This window comes from Paenibacillus sp. Root444D2 (genome assembly GCF_001426375.1).
GTDB lineage: Bacteria > Bacillota > Bacilli > Paenibacillales > NBRC-103111 > Paenibacillus_E.
Map to the genome: position 1 here is coordinate 136892 of NZ_LMEO01000006.1, position 17301 is coordinate 154192.

Sequence of the window (17301 nt, forward strand, 5' to 3'; positions counted from 1 at the left end):
GTTAAGACTCGATGCCTTTCATGAAAAAATCAATGGTAGGTCCAACTTGAGCGGTTAACGAATACTTTTGCCCAGAAATAAGCCAAGAAGTAACGACTTCATCCATGCCGCCAAAAATGAGAAGCCTCACAAGCTTCACTTCAAAATCCGGACGGAAACTGCCGTCTTTCTTACCTTTTTCTAATATATTTTCAATGAGGATAATATATCTCTTTAGTGCAAGACCAATCTCTTTGCGAAGCTCGAGATCACTCTGTCTAAGCTCAATTTGGGTGAGGTAAGCAAGATGAATATTCCCTTCCAGTACACTGAAATGAATCTCACATACTTTGTGCAGCGCTTCTCTAGCTGTCATTTGGTCGTTCAACCCATTATTGAGCTTCTCTACAAGCTCGCCTAATTTCTCTTGAAACAGGCTGGTCAAAATATCCTCCTTCTTCTTGAAATAAAGGTAGATGGTGCCATCGGCTACTCCAGCTTCCTTGGCGATTCGGGATACTTGGGATTTGTGAAAGCCATGCTCAGCAAACACTTTCAGAGCGCCTTCGAGAATTGCGTAATACTTGTCTGGTTTTTTGCCACTTGTCAAGGAGATCACCTCGGTGTTAGAATACAAATATCGGTGAATGAATACTCATTCATTTTCGTAGTTTCATCATAAAATACGCAGTACGCCTTGTCAACGACTTATTCAGCTTATTAAAGCAAGTAGGAAGGTTTGCCGGCTTACACTTCACAAAGAAGCAGTTTTCAACTCTGGAAATAGGGTCAAATGGAACTTGCTTTTTTACGATGTTTGAATGTAAGCGGTTACTTTATTGTGGGGTTCCGAGTTCAGTAGAGGGTGGGGCGATGTTATGGCTCATTATTGTTGGATTCGAGCAGGATGTCTTGGCTAGCTTGGAATAAGAGTCCATAAAGACTCCTAAATCCGTGGATAACAATGAAAATTGGCAAATAGCAGTCTCCAGAAGCTCTTATTTATCAGGTTTTCGAGCAAAATGGTGAGATTCGTTCGGAATAAGAGTCCCTAGAGACTCCTATATCTGTAGAAGGCAATGAAAATGAGGGAATAGCAGTCTCTAAAGGCTCTTATTTATGTGAATGACGAGCAAAATGGTGTGATTCAAGTGGAATAAGAGTCGCTAGAGACTCCTATATCTGTAGAAAACATTGAAAATGATGAAATAGCAGTCTTTAGAGGCTCTTATTATCTGGATTTCGAACAAATTTGTGTGATTAAAGTGGAATAAGAGTACCTTGAGACTCCTAAATCCAAGGAAGGCAATGGAAATGAGGAAATAGCAGTCCCCAAAGGCTCTTATTATCTGGTGATCGCTCAAAACAATCGAGTACTTCGATTTTGAGTGGATTAGTAAGGGAACTTACTAAGGGTACTTGCTTGGCCCATTCTTACGAGGTCTCACGAAGTCTTACGAAAAAGCAGAACATGCTAAAGAAGAAAGTTTCGCTAAAGCAAAACGCTAGGGAGGGTCCTCAATGACCGGTTCACTCATTCAGTTTTTATTATTTCTGGCGGTTACGGGGTTTGCAGTGTATTTGTTTGTACGTGTGGTGTATCACCGATATTTATACATTAGGCTTGGCAAGTCTGTGAATTTGAAAAAGGAAGCGAAAGCAAGGCTGAAGGAGTTTGCGATTCAGGTATTTGGCCAGACCAAGCTGTTGAAGGATAAGAAGAGCGGCATTATGCACATTGTGATCTTTTATGGATTCATTATTTTGCAGCTTGGGGCGCTGGATCTCATTCTGAAGGGATTAATTGGCCATGGGTTACCAATACCAGGTTACGATTATTTCACATTGATGCAGGAAGTGACGGTAGCGCTGATTCTTCTGGCCATGGGATATGCGACCTATCGACGTTATGTAGAAAAGCTAAAACGGCTGAAACGCGGTTGGAAGCCTAGTATCGTAATATTGTTCATTTTTTTCTTGATGCTATCTGTTGTCGTTAGCGGTGGGTTTGAACGGGTAAAGGAAGGGATGGAGACATCCGCATTTGCACCTATTTCATCTCTGTTCGCAGCAGCCTTTAGCGGTATGTCGCATACAGCGGCAACGGTTGGTTTCTATATAAGCTGGTGGATGCATCTGCTGATCCTACTTTCATTTCTGATCTATGTGCCGCAATCGAAGCATTTTCACATTATTACAGCACCTATCAATATCTTGCTTCGTCGCACAGAGCCTATCGGCAAACTGGCTTCTCTGGATTTGGAAGATGAAGAGGCAGAGTCGTTCGGTGTAGGCAAAATCGAGGATTTCACGCAGAAGCAGATGCTTGATTTCTACTCCTGTGTGGAATGTGGGCGCTGCACGAATGTTTGTCCCGCGAATACGACAGGGAAGATGCTATCGCCGATGCATTTGATTACAAAGCTTCGTGATCATTTGACGGAAAAAGGCGCAGCCATCACCTCGAAATCACCATGGGTGCCAGCTTTTGCTTTCTCTAGTCCAAGTACCCATAACCCGCTTGAAGTTGAGCTCATTGGCGGCGTTATAACAGAAGAAGAGCTGTGGGCTTGCACAACCTGCCGCAATTGTGAGGATCAATGTCCTGTAGGGAATGAGCATGTGGATAAGATTATAGATCTGCGTCGACATCTTGTACTGACTCAAGGCAGTATGCCTCACGATGGTCAACGTGCCTTACAAAACATCGAAAGACAAGGAAATCCTTGGGGCATTAGCCGGAATGATCGCGTGAAATGGGTTAAGGAAGTAGATCCGGATGATGAACTCGGTGTGCGTACGGTGAAGGAAAACCCGGAATTCGAGTATTTGTTTTTCTTGGGTTCCATGGGAGCCTACGATAACCGCAGCCGCAAGATCACGCATTCTTTTGTGAAATTGATGAAGGAAGCCGGAGTCTCCTTTGCCATTTTGGGCAATGAGGAGAAGAACTCCGGAGACACACCTCGCCGTATGGGCAATGAATTTTTATTCCAACAGCTGTGTGCGGACAATATTGCGACTTTTCAAAAGTATAAGGTTCAGAAAATCGTAACGACTTGCCCGCATACGTATCATACATTCAAAAATGAATATCCCGAATTTGGCCTTTCGGCAGACGTTTTCCATCACACCGAGCTGTTGGATCTGTGGGTGAAAGAGGGGCGTCTAAAGCCGCAACATGAAGTTAGAGAGCGTATTACGTACCACGATTCTTGCTACCTAGGCCGCTACAACGAAGTGTATGAGGAGCCGCGCAATGTACTGCGAGCAATTCCAGGGGTTGAGTTGGTTGAGCAAGGTCGTTCTCGCGAGAACAGTATGTGCTGCGGTGCAGGAGGCGGCATGATGTGGATGGAAGAAACCGCAGGTACACGCGTTAATGTAGCGCGCACTGAACAGCTTTTGAGTGTGAAGCCCACTGTAATCAGTTCTGCCTGTCCTTATTGTTTAACGATGGTGGAGGATGGAACGAAGCTGAAGGAGGTCGAGGAGCAGGTTAAAGCGCGAGATATCGCTGAAATTCTTGCCTTGTCTGTTTTTGGAACGCCTTAGGATAAACGACTTCTTCGCCCGAAGGGCGAGCGTGTTTGTCAAGGTTGATGCGAAAACTGAAAAAATCATGTAGGAGGAAATTTCCATATGACAAAGATTCGTACAGCGGCCGTTATCGGCTCCGGTGTGATGGGCTCCGGTATCGCTGCCCATTTGGCAAATGTAGGCATTCCCGTGTTACTTCTCGATATGGTGCCTGCCCAGCTGCAGCCGCAAGAAGAAGCTGCCGGCCTTACGTTAGATAATCCCAAGGTGCGTAATCGATTTGCTCTTAACGCGATGGATAAGCTCAAGAAGACGAACCCTGCTCCCCTTTATAGTGAAGCTTTCGCTGAACGTATTACACCAGGCAATCTAGAGGATGATTTAGCGAAGCTTGGAAGCGTGGATTGGATTATTGAAGTTATTGTGGAAAATTTGCAAGCGAAGCAGCAGCTCATCAGCCGCATTGAAACCGTGTGGAAACCGGGAACCATTGTTTCCTCGAATACATCGGGCATTTCAATCAACGCCATGGTCCAAAGCGCCAGCCCTGAATTTAAAAAGCATTTCCTTGGCACTCATTTTTTTAATCCGCCTCGCTATATGAAATTATTGGAAGTGATTCCAAATGAACAGACAGACCCTGCAATTATTGCTTTTATGACTGATTTTTGTGAGAAAAAGCTTGGAAAAGGTGTTGTTCAAGCGAAGGATACGCCGAATTTTATCGGCAATCGAATTGGCACATATGGGCTTTTGGTTACTTTGCGTGAAATGCTCGCGAGTGGGTATTCCGTTGAAGAAGTGGATGCTGTAACCGGTCCGGCTATGGGACGCCCTAAGAGCGCGACGTTCCGTACGCTGGACTTGGTAGGTCTGGATACATTCGTCCATGTGGCGGGTAACGTGTTTGATCTTGTGACTGACCCTGCGGAGAAGGAAATTTTCAATACACCGGCCATTTTGAAAACGATGGTAGAAAAAGGGTGGATCGGAGAGAAGCAGGGCCAAGGGTTTTATAAAAAAGTGAAATCCGAAGCTGGCAAAGAAATTCAATCCCTAGATTTAAATACCATGGAATATTCGGCAAGCCGCAAAATCAGTTCAGGCTCTTTGGAAGCTTCGAAGCAGGCCAAAGGTACGGTAGGGAAGTTAAAGGCCTTGCTCGGCACCAAAGATCGCTATTCGGATCTGGCGTGGAACATTCTGAAGCCAGTACTGCTGTATTCCGCTGAGAAATTAGATGAAATTGCTGATTCCATTGTCGAGATTGATAATGCACTTAAATGGGGCTTTAACTGGGATCTCGGACCTTTCGAGACGTGGGATGCCATTGGTCTAAAACGCTCTGTGGAACGAATGGAAGCAGAAGGCAGTAAAGTTCCTGAATGGGTAAAAGCTTGGATTGCTGCCGGTCATGACAGCTTTTATGAGAACAGGGGAGGTCAGAGTTTTTACTATCTGAAAAATGAGTTTCGCGGTGTTGAAACAAGACCGGAACTGATCTCACTTGCCTCTTTAAAACAGCAAAATAAAGTCATCCGCTCTAATAGCGGCGCGAGCTTGATAGACATTGGAGACGGGGTTGCTTGCTTAGAGTTTCACTCCCCGAACAATGCCATTGGTGCAGATATTCTCACGATGATTCAGCAAAGCGTGGACGAAGTACGCAGCAACTATCGCGGAATGGTTGTCGCTAACGAAGGCAAAAATTTCTGTGTCGGCGCCAACGTGATGTTGTTGCTAATGGAAGCACAAGATGGCGAGTGGGATGAAGTAGACGGCATCATTCGTTTATTCCAAAACTCGATGCTGAAGCTCAAAAGGCTGGAAAAGCCGGTTGTTGCTGCTCCGCATAAGATGACGCTTGGTGGCGGAGTTGAGGCTTGTATGCCGGCAGACCAAATCATTTTCTCGGCTGAAACATATTATGGACTCGTTGAGGTGGGAGTTGGCTTAATTCCTGCCGGTGGCGGATGTAAGGAGTTAGCCCTTCTAGCAAGTCAACAGGTTCGTGACCCGGAAGTTGATCTTCAGCCGTGGATCAATGCAATTTTTGAAACGGTGGCCATGGCAAAGGTGTCGACGAGCGGTCATGATACGAAACGTCTTGGCTATATGCGTGCTGGGGATACGGTCGTTGTGAATCCGGAGCATCGTATTTATGAGGCGAAGCAAGCGGTTCTTCGTTTGGAAGCAGCGGGATACACACCTCCTGTGCAAGAGAAAATCCGCGTCGTTGGCGAGAACGGCAAAGCGGTCATGCAGATTGCTGCCTATACGATGCGCCAAGGCGGATATATCAGTGAGCACGATCAATTAATCGCGAATAAGCTTGCGCACGTGCTTGCAGGAGGTAATGTGCCAGCAGGAACGTTAGTTACAGAGCAGTATATGCTCGATTTAGAGCGCGAAGCCTTCCTTAGTCTTTGTGGAGAGCTGAAAACACAACAGCGCATGCAATACATGCTTTCCAAAGGGAAAGCGCTTCGGAACTAAGGGAGAAGACCTTTCCATTCTTTTTAAAGAGCTCTTAATGGTGCATTCCTATTACTCATAATGAGGTGAAATCGATGAAAGAAGCAGTCATAGTATCGATAACGCGCACGGCAGTCGGACGCGCGAAGAAAGGCAGTTTCGCTCAAACCAGAGCGGAGGATCTGGGGAAAGCCGTATTAGAAGAAGCCGTGCGGCGTGCTCCTGGGCTCGACAAAGGTGATGTCGAGGACATTATCATCGGGTGCGCGATGCCCGAAGGCGAGCAAGGGCTGAACTTCGCCCGCACGATGTCGCTGTATGCGGGCTTCCCGGTGACCGTGCCGGCGATCACGGTCAATCGCTTTTGCTCCTCCGGGCTGCAAGCCATCGCATATGCGGCGGAGCGCATTATGCTTGGCCACGCGGAGGTCATTGTCGCCGGAGGCGTTGAGAGCATGAGCCACGTCCCGATGACGGGCTTCAAGCTCTCGCCGCATCCGGGGCTGGTTGAGAGCATGCCGGAGGTGTACATGGGCATGGGCCACACGGCCGAAGAAGTCGCGCAGCGCTTCGGCATCTCGCGCGAAGCGCAGGATGGCTTCGCAACGCGGAGCCACAGATTAGCTGCTGCTGCAATCGCAGCCAGCAAGTTCGTAGACGAGATCGTGCCGGTTAGCACGAGCGTGAAGGGCATTGACGAACGCGGCAAAGCGTTCGAGCGGAAGTTCGTGTTTGCCATGGATGAGGGCGTACGCCCCGATACATCCGTGGAAGGGCTTGCCAAGCTGAAGCCTGCGTTCAGCTTGGGCGGCTCTGTGACGGCGGGCAACGCGTCACAGACGTCGGACGGCGCAGCGGCGGCCGTGCTGATGAGCCGCGAGCGCGCGGAAGCGCTCGGGTTGAAGCCGCTGGCGACGTTCAAGGCCTTTGCACTTTCCGGTGTGGAACCGGAAATTATGGGCGTCGGGCCAGTAAAGGCGATTCCGAAGGCTTTGCAGATGGCAGGCATCACACAAGACCAAGTGAGTCTGTTTGAAATCAACGAAGCATTCGCTTCGCAATGTGTTCATATTATTCGTGAGCTAGGCTTGAATGAAGATTTGGTGAATGTGAATGGTGGCGCCATCGCCCTCGGGCATCCGCTCGGGTGTACGGGTGCGAAGCTGACAACGAGCTTAATTCATGAGCTGCAGCGGCGTGGCGGCGGCTATGGTGTAGTGTCCATGTGTATCGGCGGCGGGATGGGAGCTGCCGGGGTATTTGAAGTGCATCCTGTTTAATTGAAGGCAGATAAGGAATAAGAACTGATTCATGAGAGTCTATCTAGGCTCTCATGAATCCTAATTTATTTACCCTTGTACAATTAATTTGGAGGAGAGATGAACAATGGCGGAGAAAATTATAGGCGGAAGTTTTGTTATTTCGGATACGGATTTCCATGATATTGTGACCCCTGAGGATTTTACCGAAGAGCATCGCATGATTGCCGATACAACGCGTGATTTTGTATCTGGGGAAGTCATGCCGAATGATGAGCATTTGGAAAAGCTTGATTATGATTTAACGGTAAAACTGATGCGCAGCGCGGGTGATCTCGGATTACTTGGCTCTGATGTACCCGAGATTTATGGCGGACTTGGGTTGGATAAAGTAAGTTCCACTGTGATTAGTGAAAATCTCGCTCGCGCTTCATCTTTTGCTTTGTCCATTGGGGCGCATGTCGGGATTGGCACGCTGCCGATTGTATTTTTTGGTACCACGGAACAGAAGAAGAAGTATTTGCCTAACCTTGCGACAGGCGCGAAAATCGCGGCTTACTGTTTAACGGAACCAACATCCGGCTCGGATGCTTTGGGGGCAAAAACGACAGCTCGCTTGTCTGATGATGGAAAATATTACCTTCTAAATGGATCCAAATTGTATATCACAAATGCTGGTTTTGCTGATATTTTCATTGTATATGCCAAAATCAATGGCACTGATTTCACGGCCTTTATCGTGGAGAAAGGTGATCCTGGCTTTACGATGGGGCCGGAAGAGAAGAAGATGGGGATCAAAGGCTCGTCGACGCGTCCGCTTTATTTTGAAGATGTCCGTGTGCCAGTAGAGAACTTATTGGGTGAAATCGGTAAAGGGCATCTGATTGCTTTTAACATTCTGAATATTGGCCGTTACAAATTGGCTACCGGTTGTCTGGGTGCTTCCAAGGAGACGATTGAATTAGCTTCGAAATATGCGAATACTCGCCAACAGTTTAATACGCCAATTTCACGTTTTCCTTTGATTGGTAAAAAGCTGGCGGAAATGAATATTCAAACGTATATGCTGGAGAGCATGGTGTACAGAACGACTGGATTGTTCGATACCATTCTCAAAGATATAGATCATACGAGCCCTGATGCCGGTAAGCATTCATCGAAAGGGATTTCTGAATACGCGCTGGAATGCTCCATTAATAAGGTATTCGCGTCTGAAGTGCTGGATTTTGTAGCGGATGAGGGCTTGCAAATTCATGGCGGCTACGGTTTCATTCAGGAGTACAAAGTGGAGCGTATTTATCGGGATTCACGGATTAATCGGATTTTTGAAGGGACGAATGAAATCAATCGCCTGCTCATTCCAGGTACATTAGTGAAGAAAGCGATGAAAGGCGAACTGCCTTTGCTGCAAAAAGCACAAGCTCTGCAAGCTGAACTGCTCTCTATCGTTCCAGGTCAAACGTTCGAAGGAACGCTAGCCGAAGAGGTGCATCTGGTTTCGATGGCGAAGAAAGTATTCCTTATGGTTGGTGGGCTTGCTGTACAGAAATATGGCATGGCGCTAGAAAAAAATCAGGAAGTTTTAAGTAATTTAGCCGACATCATGATCCAAATTTTCGCTGCTGAAAGCGGGCTTCTTCGTACGCAAAAGCTGATTGAAAAAGCAGGGGAAGGAAAGGCAAAGAATGCGATCCAAATCACGACAGTTTTTGTTCATGAAGCATTTGACAAAATAGAGGCATATGCGAAGGAAGCGCTCAGTACGATGGAAGAAGGAGATGTTCTTCGGACTCAATTGTCGATTTTGAAAAAGCTGTCCAGACGCAGCAGTGTGAATACGGTTGGTTTGAAGCGCGACATCGCCGCACGTGTTATTCAGGGTGAGAAATTCATCGTATAGTCATCGATGTCAAGAACCTGAAGGGGATGGTTTTGTATGAATGAGGCAAAGCCTTGGCTGCGCCATTATCCGTCTGAAGTGGCGCCGACTTACGAGTACCCGAAGCATAATCTTGCACGTTTGTTGGTAGATTCCGCGCATAAGTTTCCGGACCGACCTGCCTTGTATTTCTTGGGGAAAACGCTGCGTTATCGGGAGGTATTGGAAGAGTCCTATCGTTTTGCCAATGCTTTAAAAGAGCTGGGCGTTAGCCCGGGGGACCGAGTGTCGATTATGCTGCCGAATTGTCCTTCGGCCATCATTGCGTACTTCGGAACCCTGATGATGGGCGGGATCGTCGTCATGACGAATCCGCTCTACGTGGAGCGAGAGCTGGTTCACCAGCTCTCGGATTCCGGAGCAACCGTTATTGTAACGTTGGATTTGCTGTTTGATCGTGTGCAGAAAGCGAAAGGGAAAACACCGATTGAGCATGTTATTGTGACTTCAATTAAGGACTATTTGCCCTTTCCTAAAAATGTCTTATATCCGATTAAAATGAAAAAAGATGGCGCAAACCTTGCCGTCACTTACGGGGAGGGTGTTTATTCTTATAAAAAGCTGCTCCGAACAGCTTCTCGCGCCCCGATTTGTGTAGATGTGGAGGCTGACGAGGATATTGCCCTTCTTCAATACACGGGAGGGACGACGGGGATATCCAAAGGTGTCATGCTGACGCACAGCAATTTGATTGCTAATACGTACCAAACAAGTCATTGGTGCTATCGTATTCGGTTAGGTGAAGAAAGATTCTTGGGAGCCATCCCTTGCTTTCATGTCTTTGGTTTGACAGTACTGTTGAATCAATCTATGTATCGGGCGGGGATGCTGATCCTCATTCCAAAGTTTGATATCAACCTGATATTAGATACGATTCATACGCTGAAGCCAACGATTTTCCCAGGTGCGCCAACTATGTACATTGCCTTAATCAATCATAAGCGCGTGAAGGAAGTGGATATTTCCTCTATTAATGTTTGTGTAAGCGGTTCAGCGCCTCTCCCCTTAGAGGTGCAAGAGCGCTTCGAGGCACTGACAGGCGGTAGATTAATCGAAGGCTATGGGTTAACTGAAGCATCCCCTGTCACACATGCGAATCCTATTTGGGGTTTTCGGAAAATAGGCTCAATTGGTATCCCTTTTCCAGATACAGATACGAAAGTTGTTGATTCGGATTCAGGTCAAGAGCTGCCGATTGGCGAAATTGGCGAAATTATCATTAAAGGACCTCAAGTGATGAAAGGGTATTGGCTGCGCGAGCACGAAACGGCCATGACCATCAGAAATGGCTGGTTATATACGGGCGACATGGGGCGTATAGACGAGGATGGTTTCTTCTCGATTGTTGATCGCAAGAAGGATTTAATCATAGCTGGAGGCTACAATATTTATCCTCGTGACATAGAGGAGGTTCTCTTCGAGCATCCCTCAATTCTCGAGGCTGCTGTTGCTGGCGTACCGGACGAATATCGGGGAGAAACGGTGAAAGCATTTGTGGTGCTGAGACCGGGAATGACGCTAACGGAAAAGGAGCTAGAATTGTGGTGCCGTGAGCGTTTGGCTGCCTACAAGGTGCCTCGGAAAGTCGAATTCCGCCAGTCTCTGCCGAAAACGATGATTGGAAAGGTGCTGCGCAGGCAATTACTAGAGGAAGAGACGAAGGTTTAAGAGCCTTTTCCTGTTTAACAATTAAGGGGAAGCCCTTTACAAGAAGAGTGGAGGGAATCCTATGGATGATTCTAACGAACAAATAAATAAGAGACTTCAGCAATTAGCAGCATCAGCGGAGCCTACGTTTTGGGGCTTTCTTGGATGTGAATTTGTGAGTATGAAAGACAACATCATCACGATTGCTTTGGAAGCCAAAACGCATCACTTGAACCCGATTGGGATCGTGCATGGCGGTGTACTATCTTCCTTACTGGACAATGCGATGGGGATTGTTGTCATGATGGCTAGGCCGGAGGATAAGGTTGTTACGACGAATTTAAATGTACATTTCGTAGCTCCGCTTTATGAAGGCCGCTTGGTGGTGACGGCTGAGCTTGTTCATCAATCCCGTAAGATGATAACTACCCAAGGTCGTGTTGTTGACCGTGAAGGCAATTTGGGGACGATTGGAACGGGAACGTTTCGAGTGATTTGAGGGTTGAATTATTTAAATGGGGGGCATGTGCTGAGCATGTCTCTCTTTGTTGTGGTGTTAGATTTCAGTTTTATGTAACATAACCTTACATAAAAATATAATTAAGTCATAAAACATTCATATATTTCTCTTTTATGTCATATAAGTTAACACAAATCCATTGACTGAAATGGCAAGGTCATCCTATAATCATTTAAAAGGCACAAAGGGGGAAGCACCATGCATCTTACCATTCGTGAGGCATTATCCATATATCCTTTAACGGAAGCGAAGCTAGTAGCAGGCAAGCAAGGTGATTCCCGCATCGTCAAATCAGTCAATGTGATGGACGCTCCTGATATTGCGGATTGGACGAAATCAGGTGAGATGCTCTTCACCACTGCTTTCGCGATGAAGGATAGTCCGCAAGAAACGGTTAATCTACTTCGTAAATTAAATGATCGCGGAGCTGCGGGATTAGGGATCAAGCTGGGGCGTTTTTGGTCGGAGCTGCCGCAGATTGTGGCAGATGAAGCAGATCGGCTGCATTTTCCGATTATCGAGATGCCTTTTCAATTTACATTCTCTGATCAAATGAATGCCTTGTTTAACGCAGAATACCGCCGCAACACGCAGCTGCTGCAATCTGTTCTTGAGAAACAGAAGAAGCTGATGCAATTCGGATTGAAACAGGATAATATGCTTTCCATGTTCCAATTAATCAGTGATATTCTTGGTTATCCTATGGCGGTAGTGGGAGCTAGAGGACAAATTTTATATAACACAAGCGCATGGAGTCCTGATCAACTCTCCCAGAATTGGCCGTGGAAACGGAAATCAGGATGGGTATACGCAGGTAAAGAGCGTGCTTATCGTGTAGGGCTGCATCAGCAGGACGATGAGCCTCTTGGACATTTGTTGATTATACCGGATGCGGTTCTACTCGCAAACGTAGAGGAAGGCTTATTCCAGCAAGCTGCGGATATCCTGACCTTCCATATGTGTTATACATTCCGATCGCATGTGGAAGCATCCGCACAGCGCGATTTACAAAACAATCTCTTGCGCTACTTAGAAAAAGGAACATCTCTAGAGGAGTTCCTTGAACAAGCGGAAGCTAGAGGTTTATCGATCTTTACCGGAGCTTATCAATGTGTGATTAGCAAAAATAAGCCGGAAAACCTGGAGGAGCAGCCCCAAGTTAAGCTCAAAAACCTAAAACAATATATGGAATCACACCCGAAATCAAGCAGTTTGACCGGGCACCATTTTGTGTTCAAGGATATGATGTTTTCGATCTATTCGACGAATCAAGTAGACGGGTTTCCAGAAGAAGAGCTGTCACAGCTTCTGACAAAGTACGCAAGCGATTCAGGATGCATCGAAGAAGCCGGAGAAATAACTTTCTATTCAAGCTCCATGAAATTAAAGCCAACAGCGTTAAGGGAAGCCTATATGGAATGTTTGGAGACACAGCGTATGGCGTCCAAGCTTGGACTGCCGGATCGAGTGCTTCATTATGAAACCATCGAATTCGCACATCTCTTCCAGAACGTTTCTTCTACTATGATGGAAGATTACTGTGCCAAAATTCTACGTCCTTTACTTGAAAAAGATGCCGAGTACTCGCAAGAAATGATTCGCACTTTAGAGGTGTTCATTCGTAATGATGGTCAAGTAAGCGAGGCGGCAAAGCAATTATTTATTCATAGGAATACAGTGACGTATCGCTTGGAGAAGATTAGTGATCTCCTACAGGTTGATTTCAAAAAAGTAAACGATCTATTAAAATTGAAGGCCGTATTCTTGTTCCGCCAATTTTTACATGTTAGATAGTAAACATAAAACCCTGAGACGCTTTAGGCGCTCAGGGTTTTTGCTTTTCCAAAGTAATTACGGTAATCTCCGGCCTGCACATTAGGCGAAAGGGGAGTGTCGTTGTTCCAATGCCGCGATTGACGTAAACAAGCATTTTCGAATTAGGCACTTCGCTAAGCCCTATAACATAATTTCTACCGCGCGGTGGTGTGATGACAGCTCCAACCCCCGGTAACCTTATCTGACCGCCATGGGTGTGGCCGGATAGTTGCAAATCGATGGCTTGTTCAGTTACCTTATCCGCGAAATCAGGGCAGTGGGATAGCAGCAAGGTAAATATTTGGGCATTGGCCCCGCGTAAGGTTTTCGCAATATCCGGCTTACCCGTCAGCATATCCTCAACGCCAGCTATCTGAATGGTTTGTCCTTTATAGGTGATCGTCTGAAAAGCGTTAACGAGAGACTGAAAGCCTCCGTTATGCAGGATCGGGAGGGTGTAGTTGTACCCAATCCACTTATCATGGTTGCCAAGTACAGCCCATTTTCCCAAAGGCGCCTCTAAGCTGCCCAGTAATTGACTGGTTAGATCTGGATCTTCACTAATGTTGGCGTCAAATAAATCGCCGGTAAAAGTTAGCATGTCCGCTTTTTCTTTCTGAATCAGCTTCACGACACGTTCTAAATCTTGAAGGTCGAAGTGATGGCCAATATGGATATCGCTGAATTGTAAAAGTTTAATACCATGGAAGGCATTAGGGAGTCGCTCGAAAGGCAGCGTTATTCTCGTAATCTCGACCCATTTGGGTTCCAAGAAACTAGCATAACTGCCAAGTAAACCTCCGGAAGCGATGAAAGAGCCTGCAAGCACAGTACCTTTCTTGAGAAAAGAGCGTCTTGAGATCGGGGGTGGTGATTGCATATGTTCCTCCTGTTCTTCCCTAGGAATATTTACAATTTTATTATACCAGTTAGATAGAGGGGGTTGCGAGTTGTGTGATTTATGTGATTTGCATATGCTGGTAGCTTACTTTATAATTATTATTAATTAGATAGGAAGGGAGATATTCATATGTCAGCATGGAAAGAATTAACTACAGTAGAAGAGTGGCAGGAAGTACTGAATCGCTCCTCCGAGAAACCCGCTGTCGTTCTTAAGCACAGCACAACATGTCCAGTAAGTGCAAGCGCACTTGATGAATATGAGGAATATCTGTCCGGTAAACCAAATGCGGATGTGGATTATTTCTTAGTGAAAGTTATCGAATCGCGTCCAGTGTCAAATCAAATTGCAGAGGATCTAGGTATCAAGCACGCGTCCCCGCAAATCCTTTATTTTAAAGATAAAGAATCTATCTGGAACACGTCTCACTGGTCCGTTACAAACAAACATATCACAGCTGTTTTAGATTAATCCTATAATCCTATCCAAAGAAGCCCTTGGTTACTGCCTATTTTCATATAGGTGACCTAAGGGTTTCTTTTTATAATTTACATGTTGTATATATTTTACAATTAATTGAACAAAGTTTAAAAAAGATTGGCAAGCTGTTCTTCCTCCTATATACTTATTTGGCAACTATAAGATATCAACCTCTCAAGGAGTTTCACATCATGAATGCGATGAATAAAACGAAAGTACCTATCTCCATGTTTCTTTTAATCGGCATTATTGCCATTTCATTCTCAGCGATTTTTGTTCGGTGGTCGAATGCGCCTGCTTCTGTCATCGCGATGTATAGGCTTCTCATGACGAATGCCTTGATGCTGCCTTTTCTGTGGAATTATAGGAAAGAGATTGCTAGAATTCGACTAAGAGATTGGCTGAGAACAGCCATATCCGGTGTTTCGCTTGGTTTGCATTTCTTATTTTGGATGGATTCCCTTCATTTTACAACAGTGGCGAGTTCGACGGCTATTTTAACGTTAGAACCCATTTTTGTGCTGCTCGGGGCGTTTCTACTTTATGGACATCGGACTAGTCGAGCGGCCTTGATCGCCATGTGTATGGCTATTGTGGGTGCGATTTGTATCGGATGGGGAGATTTCCGATTTTCCGGTAACGCGCTTAAAGGAGATTTGTTATCACTGATCGGTACGCTTGCTGTAGCCTTACATATGCTCTTAGGCAAAAGCTTAAGAGAACATATATCTGCCTTTGTTTATAGTTTTTTCGTGTTCTTGTTTGCAGGGCTGGTACTTGCAGTCACCAATATGTTCACCGGTGTGTCCTTTACTGCTTACCCAGCGAAAGAGTGGGGGATATTCTTGCTTTTGGCCATTGTTCCTACGGTATTTGGTCATTATGTATTTAATTGGCTGCTTAAATATATGAAGGCTTCATCCGTTTCAATGACTGTTTTAGGGGAACCGCTAGGTGCCACTTTATTAGCTTATTTCTTGCTCGGAGAAACGATCACAACCATTCAATTGCTAGCTGGTTGTTTGCTGTTAGTAGGCGTGGGCATGTTTTTACGCAGTAATGAAAAGCAGTAATTTTTTTTTGTGATTTATTGAACAAAGGTAGAATAAAAGACGAATGTCAGAAGCTTGCAGACGCGGAGGTATATCGTGAGATTTCGTGATTTTCATCGTAATGTCAAACTAAGAATCGGACTTTCCTTCATCTCCGGAACCGCCAATAATATGGTGCTGCCCTTCATGTCGATTTATTTTTCTGGAAAATTAGGAGATACAAGTGCTGGTCTAGTCGTAATTCTTGGTATTCTTGCTGGTGTCATCGCGGGGATAATAGGCGGCTACTATGCCGATCGAATTGGGCGCAAAAAGCTGATGCTGACTGCAGAATTAGGTTGGATGCTCTGTTTCGTTGGTATGGCGATGGCTAATTCGCCTTGGCTTGAATCTCCTGGGATGACCTTTGTTCTGATGATATTTGTTAGTATGTTCTGGGGAATTCATGGTCCTGCTAATGAAGCCATGCTGCTAGATGTAACGGCTCCGGATGTAAGGAAATTCATGTACGCCATTATGTACTGGATGAACAATTTGTCTTTTGCAATTGCAGGACTTGCGGGCGCTTTCTTATTCAAATCTTACTTGTTCGAGCTGTTCATTGGCTTGTCCGTCATTGGCTTGTTCACTCTGATCGTAACTTATTTCTTTATTGATGAAGTGTTTCAACCACAAGCTGCTAGAGAGAGTAGTGGCAATCGTAAAGAAAGTCCGTCTATGTGGGCCAATTATCGGATGGTGCTGCGTGATAAGACTTTCATGATCTTCACACTGGCATCACTGCTGCTTGTATCGGTTGAGTTTCATCTTGGTAATTACGTGGGTGTAAGGCTGGAAAGGGAGATGGTGAATATCCCATTCTTCCCATGGAATGAACAAACTTGGCATATTGATGGGTTGAAAATGTTAGGCTTTATCCGCACTGAAAATACAGTGCTTGTCGTTGTTCTTTCCGTCCTTATGGGGGTCATGATGCGCAAGTTCTCGGATAGCAAAGTATTGTTCGTTGGGTACACTTGTTACATATTGGGTTACAGCTACCTTGCTTATAGCAATCAACCATGGCTGCTGCTCATCTCGATGTTCATTGCAACGGTTGGAGAGCTCATGTATGTACCGATTAAACAAGCCTATCTTGGTAATATTGCACCTGATCATGCGAGAAGCTCTTATATGGCATTATTCGGAATGGTGTATAAAGGGGCCATGCTTTTAGGAGGTTTCGGTGTCATGCTTGGCGGATTGATATCTTCGTGGATGATGGCATCTCTTATCGCGTTAAGCGGCTTCGTTGGCATGATCATGTTCTATGCGATTCTAGCTCAATTAGAAGCTCGTAAAGTGAAGGCGGAGATTAGCCACCAGGCTTCTTCTGCGAATATTTCGGCGTAATGGTCGGATAGGTGAAGAAGTAAATGGTATTTATTGGATATCATAGCGTTCAATTCGTTCATTATACACCTCTGTTTGGAATGTATAGCTCCAAAATAGAATTCAACCCATACACTCTATACCTCTGTTGGGAATGTATGACTTCGAAATTCGGTTTAAAGTCGTTAAACGGTTTAATGAATTAAACGGTTTACCTTGGTTGAAATTGTTGTATTTCGTACAACAATTCTATAAAGCCCCCTAATTAAGTTGGACACTTTTAGGCTAAGAAAATACAATGAAATTAGCCGGAGGTTGTTCGT

Annotated in this window: 12 protein-coding genes; 10 read left to right on the top strand and 2 right to left on the bottom strand. The window is 45.5% G+C overall.

Annotated features, from left to right (window positions below; translation table 11 throughout):
* Nucleotide 1 precedes the first annotated feature (1 nt).
* Nucleotides 2–589, bottom strand: coding sequence for a TetR/AcrR family transcriptional regulator (locus ASD40_RS06015; RefSeq protein ID WP_057302424.1), 588 nt, complete (start codon nt 587–589; stop codon nt 2–4).
* A gap of 911 nt (nt 590–1500) precedes the next feature.
* Here ASD40_RS06015 and ASD40_RS06020 point away from each other — a divergent pair.
* From ASD40_RS06020 to ASD40_RS06050, 7 genes are all read left to right on the top strand, one after another.
* On the top strand, nt 1501–3534 hold the full coding sequence (locus tag ASD40_RS06020; RefSeq protein WP_057302425.1) for a (Fe-S)-binding protein: 2034 nt from the start codon (nt 1501–1503) through the stop codon (nt 3532–3534).
* Nucleotides 3535–3621: 87 nt separating this feature from the next.
* Nucleotides 3622–6015: a 3-hydroxyacyl-CoA dehydrogenase/enoyl-CoA hydratase family protein gene (locus tag ASD40_RS06025; protein WP_057302426.1), complete on the top strand. Its 2394-nt coding sequence runs from the start codon at nt 3622–3624 to the stop codon at nt 6013–6015.
* 74 nt (nt 6016–6089) lie between these two features.
* Entirely contained in the window at nt 6090–7274 is a 1185-nt protein-coding gene (locus tag ASD40_RS06030) for an acetyl-CoA C-acyltransferase (RefSeq protein ID WP_057302427.1), read from the top strand.
* Between the two features lie 106 nt (nt 7275–7380).
* Nucleotides 7381–9153 (top strand): acyl-CoA dehydrogenase family protein, encoded by a 1773-nt coding sequence (locus ASD40_RS06035; protein WP_057302428.1) that lies wholly within the window; start codon nt 7381–7383, stop codon nt 9151–9153.
* Between the two features lie 36 nt (nt 9154–9189).
* Entirely contained in the window at nt 9190–10860 is a 1671-nt protein-coding gene (locus ASD40_RS06040; RefSeq protein ID WP_057302429.1) for a long-chain-fatty-acid--CoA ligase, read from the top strand.
* Between the two features lie 61 nt (nt 10861–10921).
* Nucleotides 10922–11338, top strand: a complete 417-nt coding sequence (locus ASD40_RS06045) for a PaaI family thioesterase (protein WP_057302430.1) — start codon at nt 10922–10924, stop codon at nt 11336–11338.
* A 219-nt stretch (nt 11339–11557) separates the two neighbouring features.
* Nucleotides 11558–13153, top strand: a complete 1596-nt coding sequence (locus ASD40_RS06050; RefSeq protein WP_057302431.1) for a PucR family transcriptional regulator — start codon at nt 11558–11560, stop codon at nt 13151–13153.
* Nucleotides 13154–13184: 31 nt separating this feature from the next.
* On the opposite strand, the gene ASD40_RS06055 is transcribed toward ASD40_RS06050, so the two are convergent.
* The gene (locus ASD40_RS06055; RefSeq protein ID WP_057302432.1) at nt 13185–14054 is read right to left on the bottom strand and encodes a metallophosphoesterase; all 870 of its coding nucleotides are present in this window, start codon (nt 14052–14054) and stop codon (nt 13185–13187) included.
* A 150-nt stretch (nt 14055–14204) separates the two neighbouring features.
* Here ASD40_RS06055 and ytxJ point away from each other — a divergent pair, with 150 nt between their 5' ends.
* The 3 genes from ytxJ to ASD40_RS06070 all read left to right on the top strand — a co-directional run bounded on the left by ytxJ (nt 14205) and on the right by ASD40_RS06070 (nt 16999).
* Entirely contained in the window at nt 14205–14546 is a 342-nt protein-coding gene (gene ytxJ / locus ASD40_RS06060; RefSeq protein ID WP_029194256.1) for a bacillithiol system redox-active protein YtxJ, read from the top strand.
* Nucleotides 14547–14746: 200 nt separating this feature from the next.
* A complete protein-coding gene (locus tag ASD40_RS06065; protein ID WP_057302433.1) occupies nt 14747–15628 on the top strand; it encodes a DMT family transporter in 882 nt (293 codons plus the stop codon).
* 75 nt (nt 15629–15703) lie between these two features.
* The gene (locus ASD40_RS06070; RefSeq protein WP_063870728.1) at nt 15704–16999 is read left to right on the top strand and encodes an MFS transporter; all 1296 of its coding nucleotides are present in this window, start codon (nt 15704–15706) and stop codon (nt 16997–16999) included.
* Nucleotides 17000–17301 lie beyond the last annotated feature (302 nt).

What these genes read in the sequence shown, in the direction of transcription:
- ASD40_RS06020 (WP_057302425.1), top strand. Translation starts at nt 1,501, where the DNA reads ATGACCGGTTCACTCATTCAGTTTTTATTATTTCTGGCGGTTACGGGG.
- ASD40_RS06040 (WP_057302429.1), top strand. Translation starts at nt 9,190, where the DNA reads ATGAATGAGGCAAAGCCTTGGCTGCGCCATTATCCGTCTGAAGTGGCG.
- ASD40_RS06030 (WP_057302427.1), top strand. Translation starts at nt 6,090, where the DNA reads ATGAAAGAAGCAGTCATAGTATCGATAACGCGCACGGCAGTCGGACGC.
- ASD40_RS06025 (WP_057302426.1), top strand. Translation starts at nt 3,622, where the DNA reads ATGACAAAGATTCGTACAGCGGCCGTTATCGGCTCCGGTGTGATGGGC.
- ASD40_RS06050 (WP_057302431.1), top strand. Translation starts at nt 11,558, where the DNA reads ATGCATCTTACCATTCGTGAGGCATTATCCATATATCCTTTAACGGAA.
- ASD40_RS06055 (WP_057302432.1), bottom strand. Translation starts at nt 14,054, where the DNA reads ATGCAATCACCACCCCCGATCTCAAGACGCTCTTTTCTCAAGAAAGGT.
- ASD40_RS06045 (WP_057302430.1), top strand. Translation starts at nt 10,922, where the DNA reads ATGGATGATTCTAACGAACAAATAAATAAGAGACTTCAGCAATTAGCA.
- ASD40_RS06065 (WP_057302433.1), top strand. Translation starts at nt 14,747, where the DNA reads ATGAATGCGATGAATAAAACGAAAGTACCTATCTCCATGTTTCTTTTA.
- ASD40_RS06035 (WP_057302428.1), top strand. Translation starts at nt 7,381, where the DNA reads ATGGCGGAGAAAATTATAGGCGGAAGTTTTGTTATTTCGGATACGGAT.
- ytxJ (WP_029194256.1), top strand. Translation starts at nt 14,205, where the DNA reads ATGTCAGCATGGAAAGAATTAACTACAGTAGAAGAGTGGCAGGAAGTA.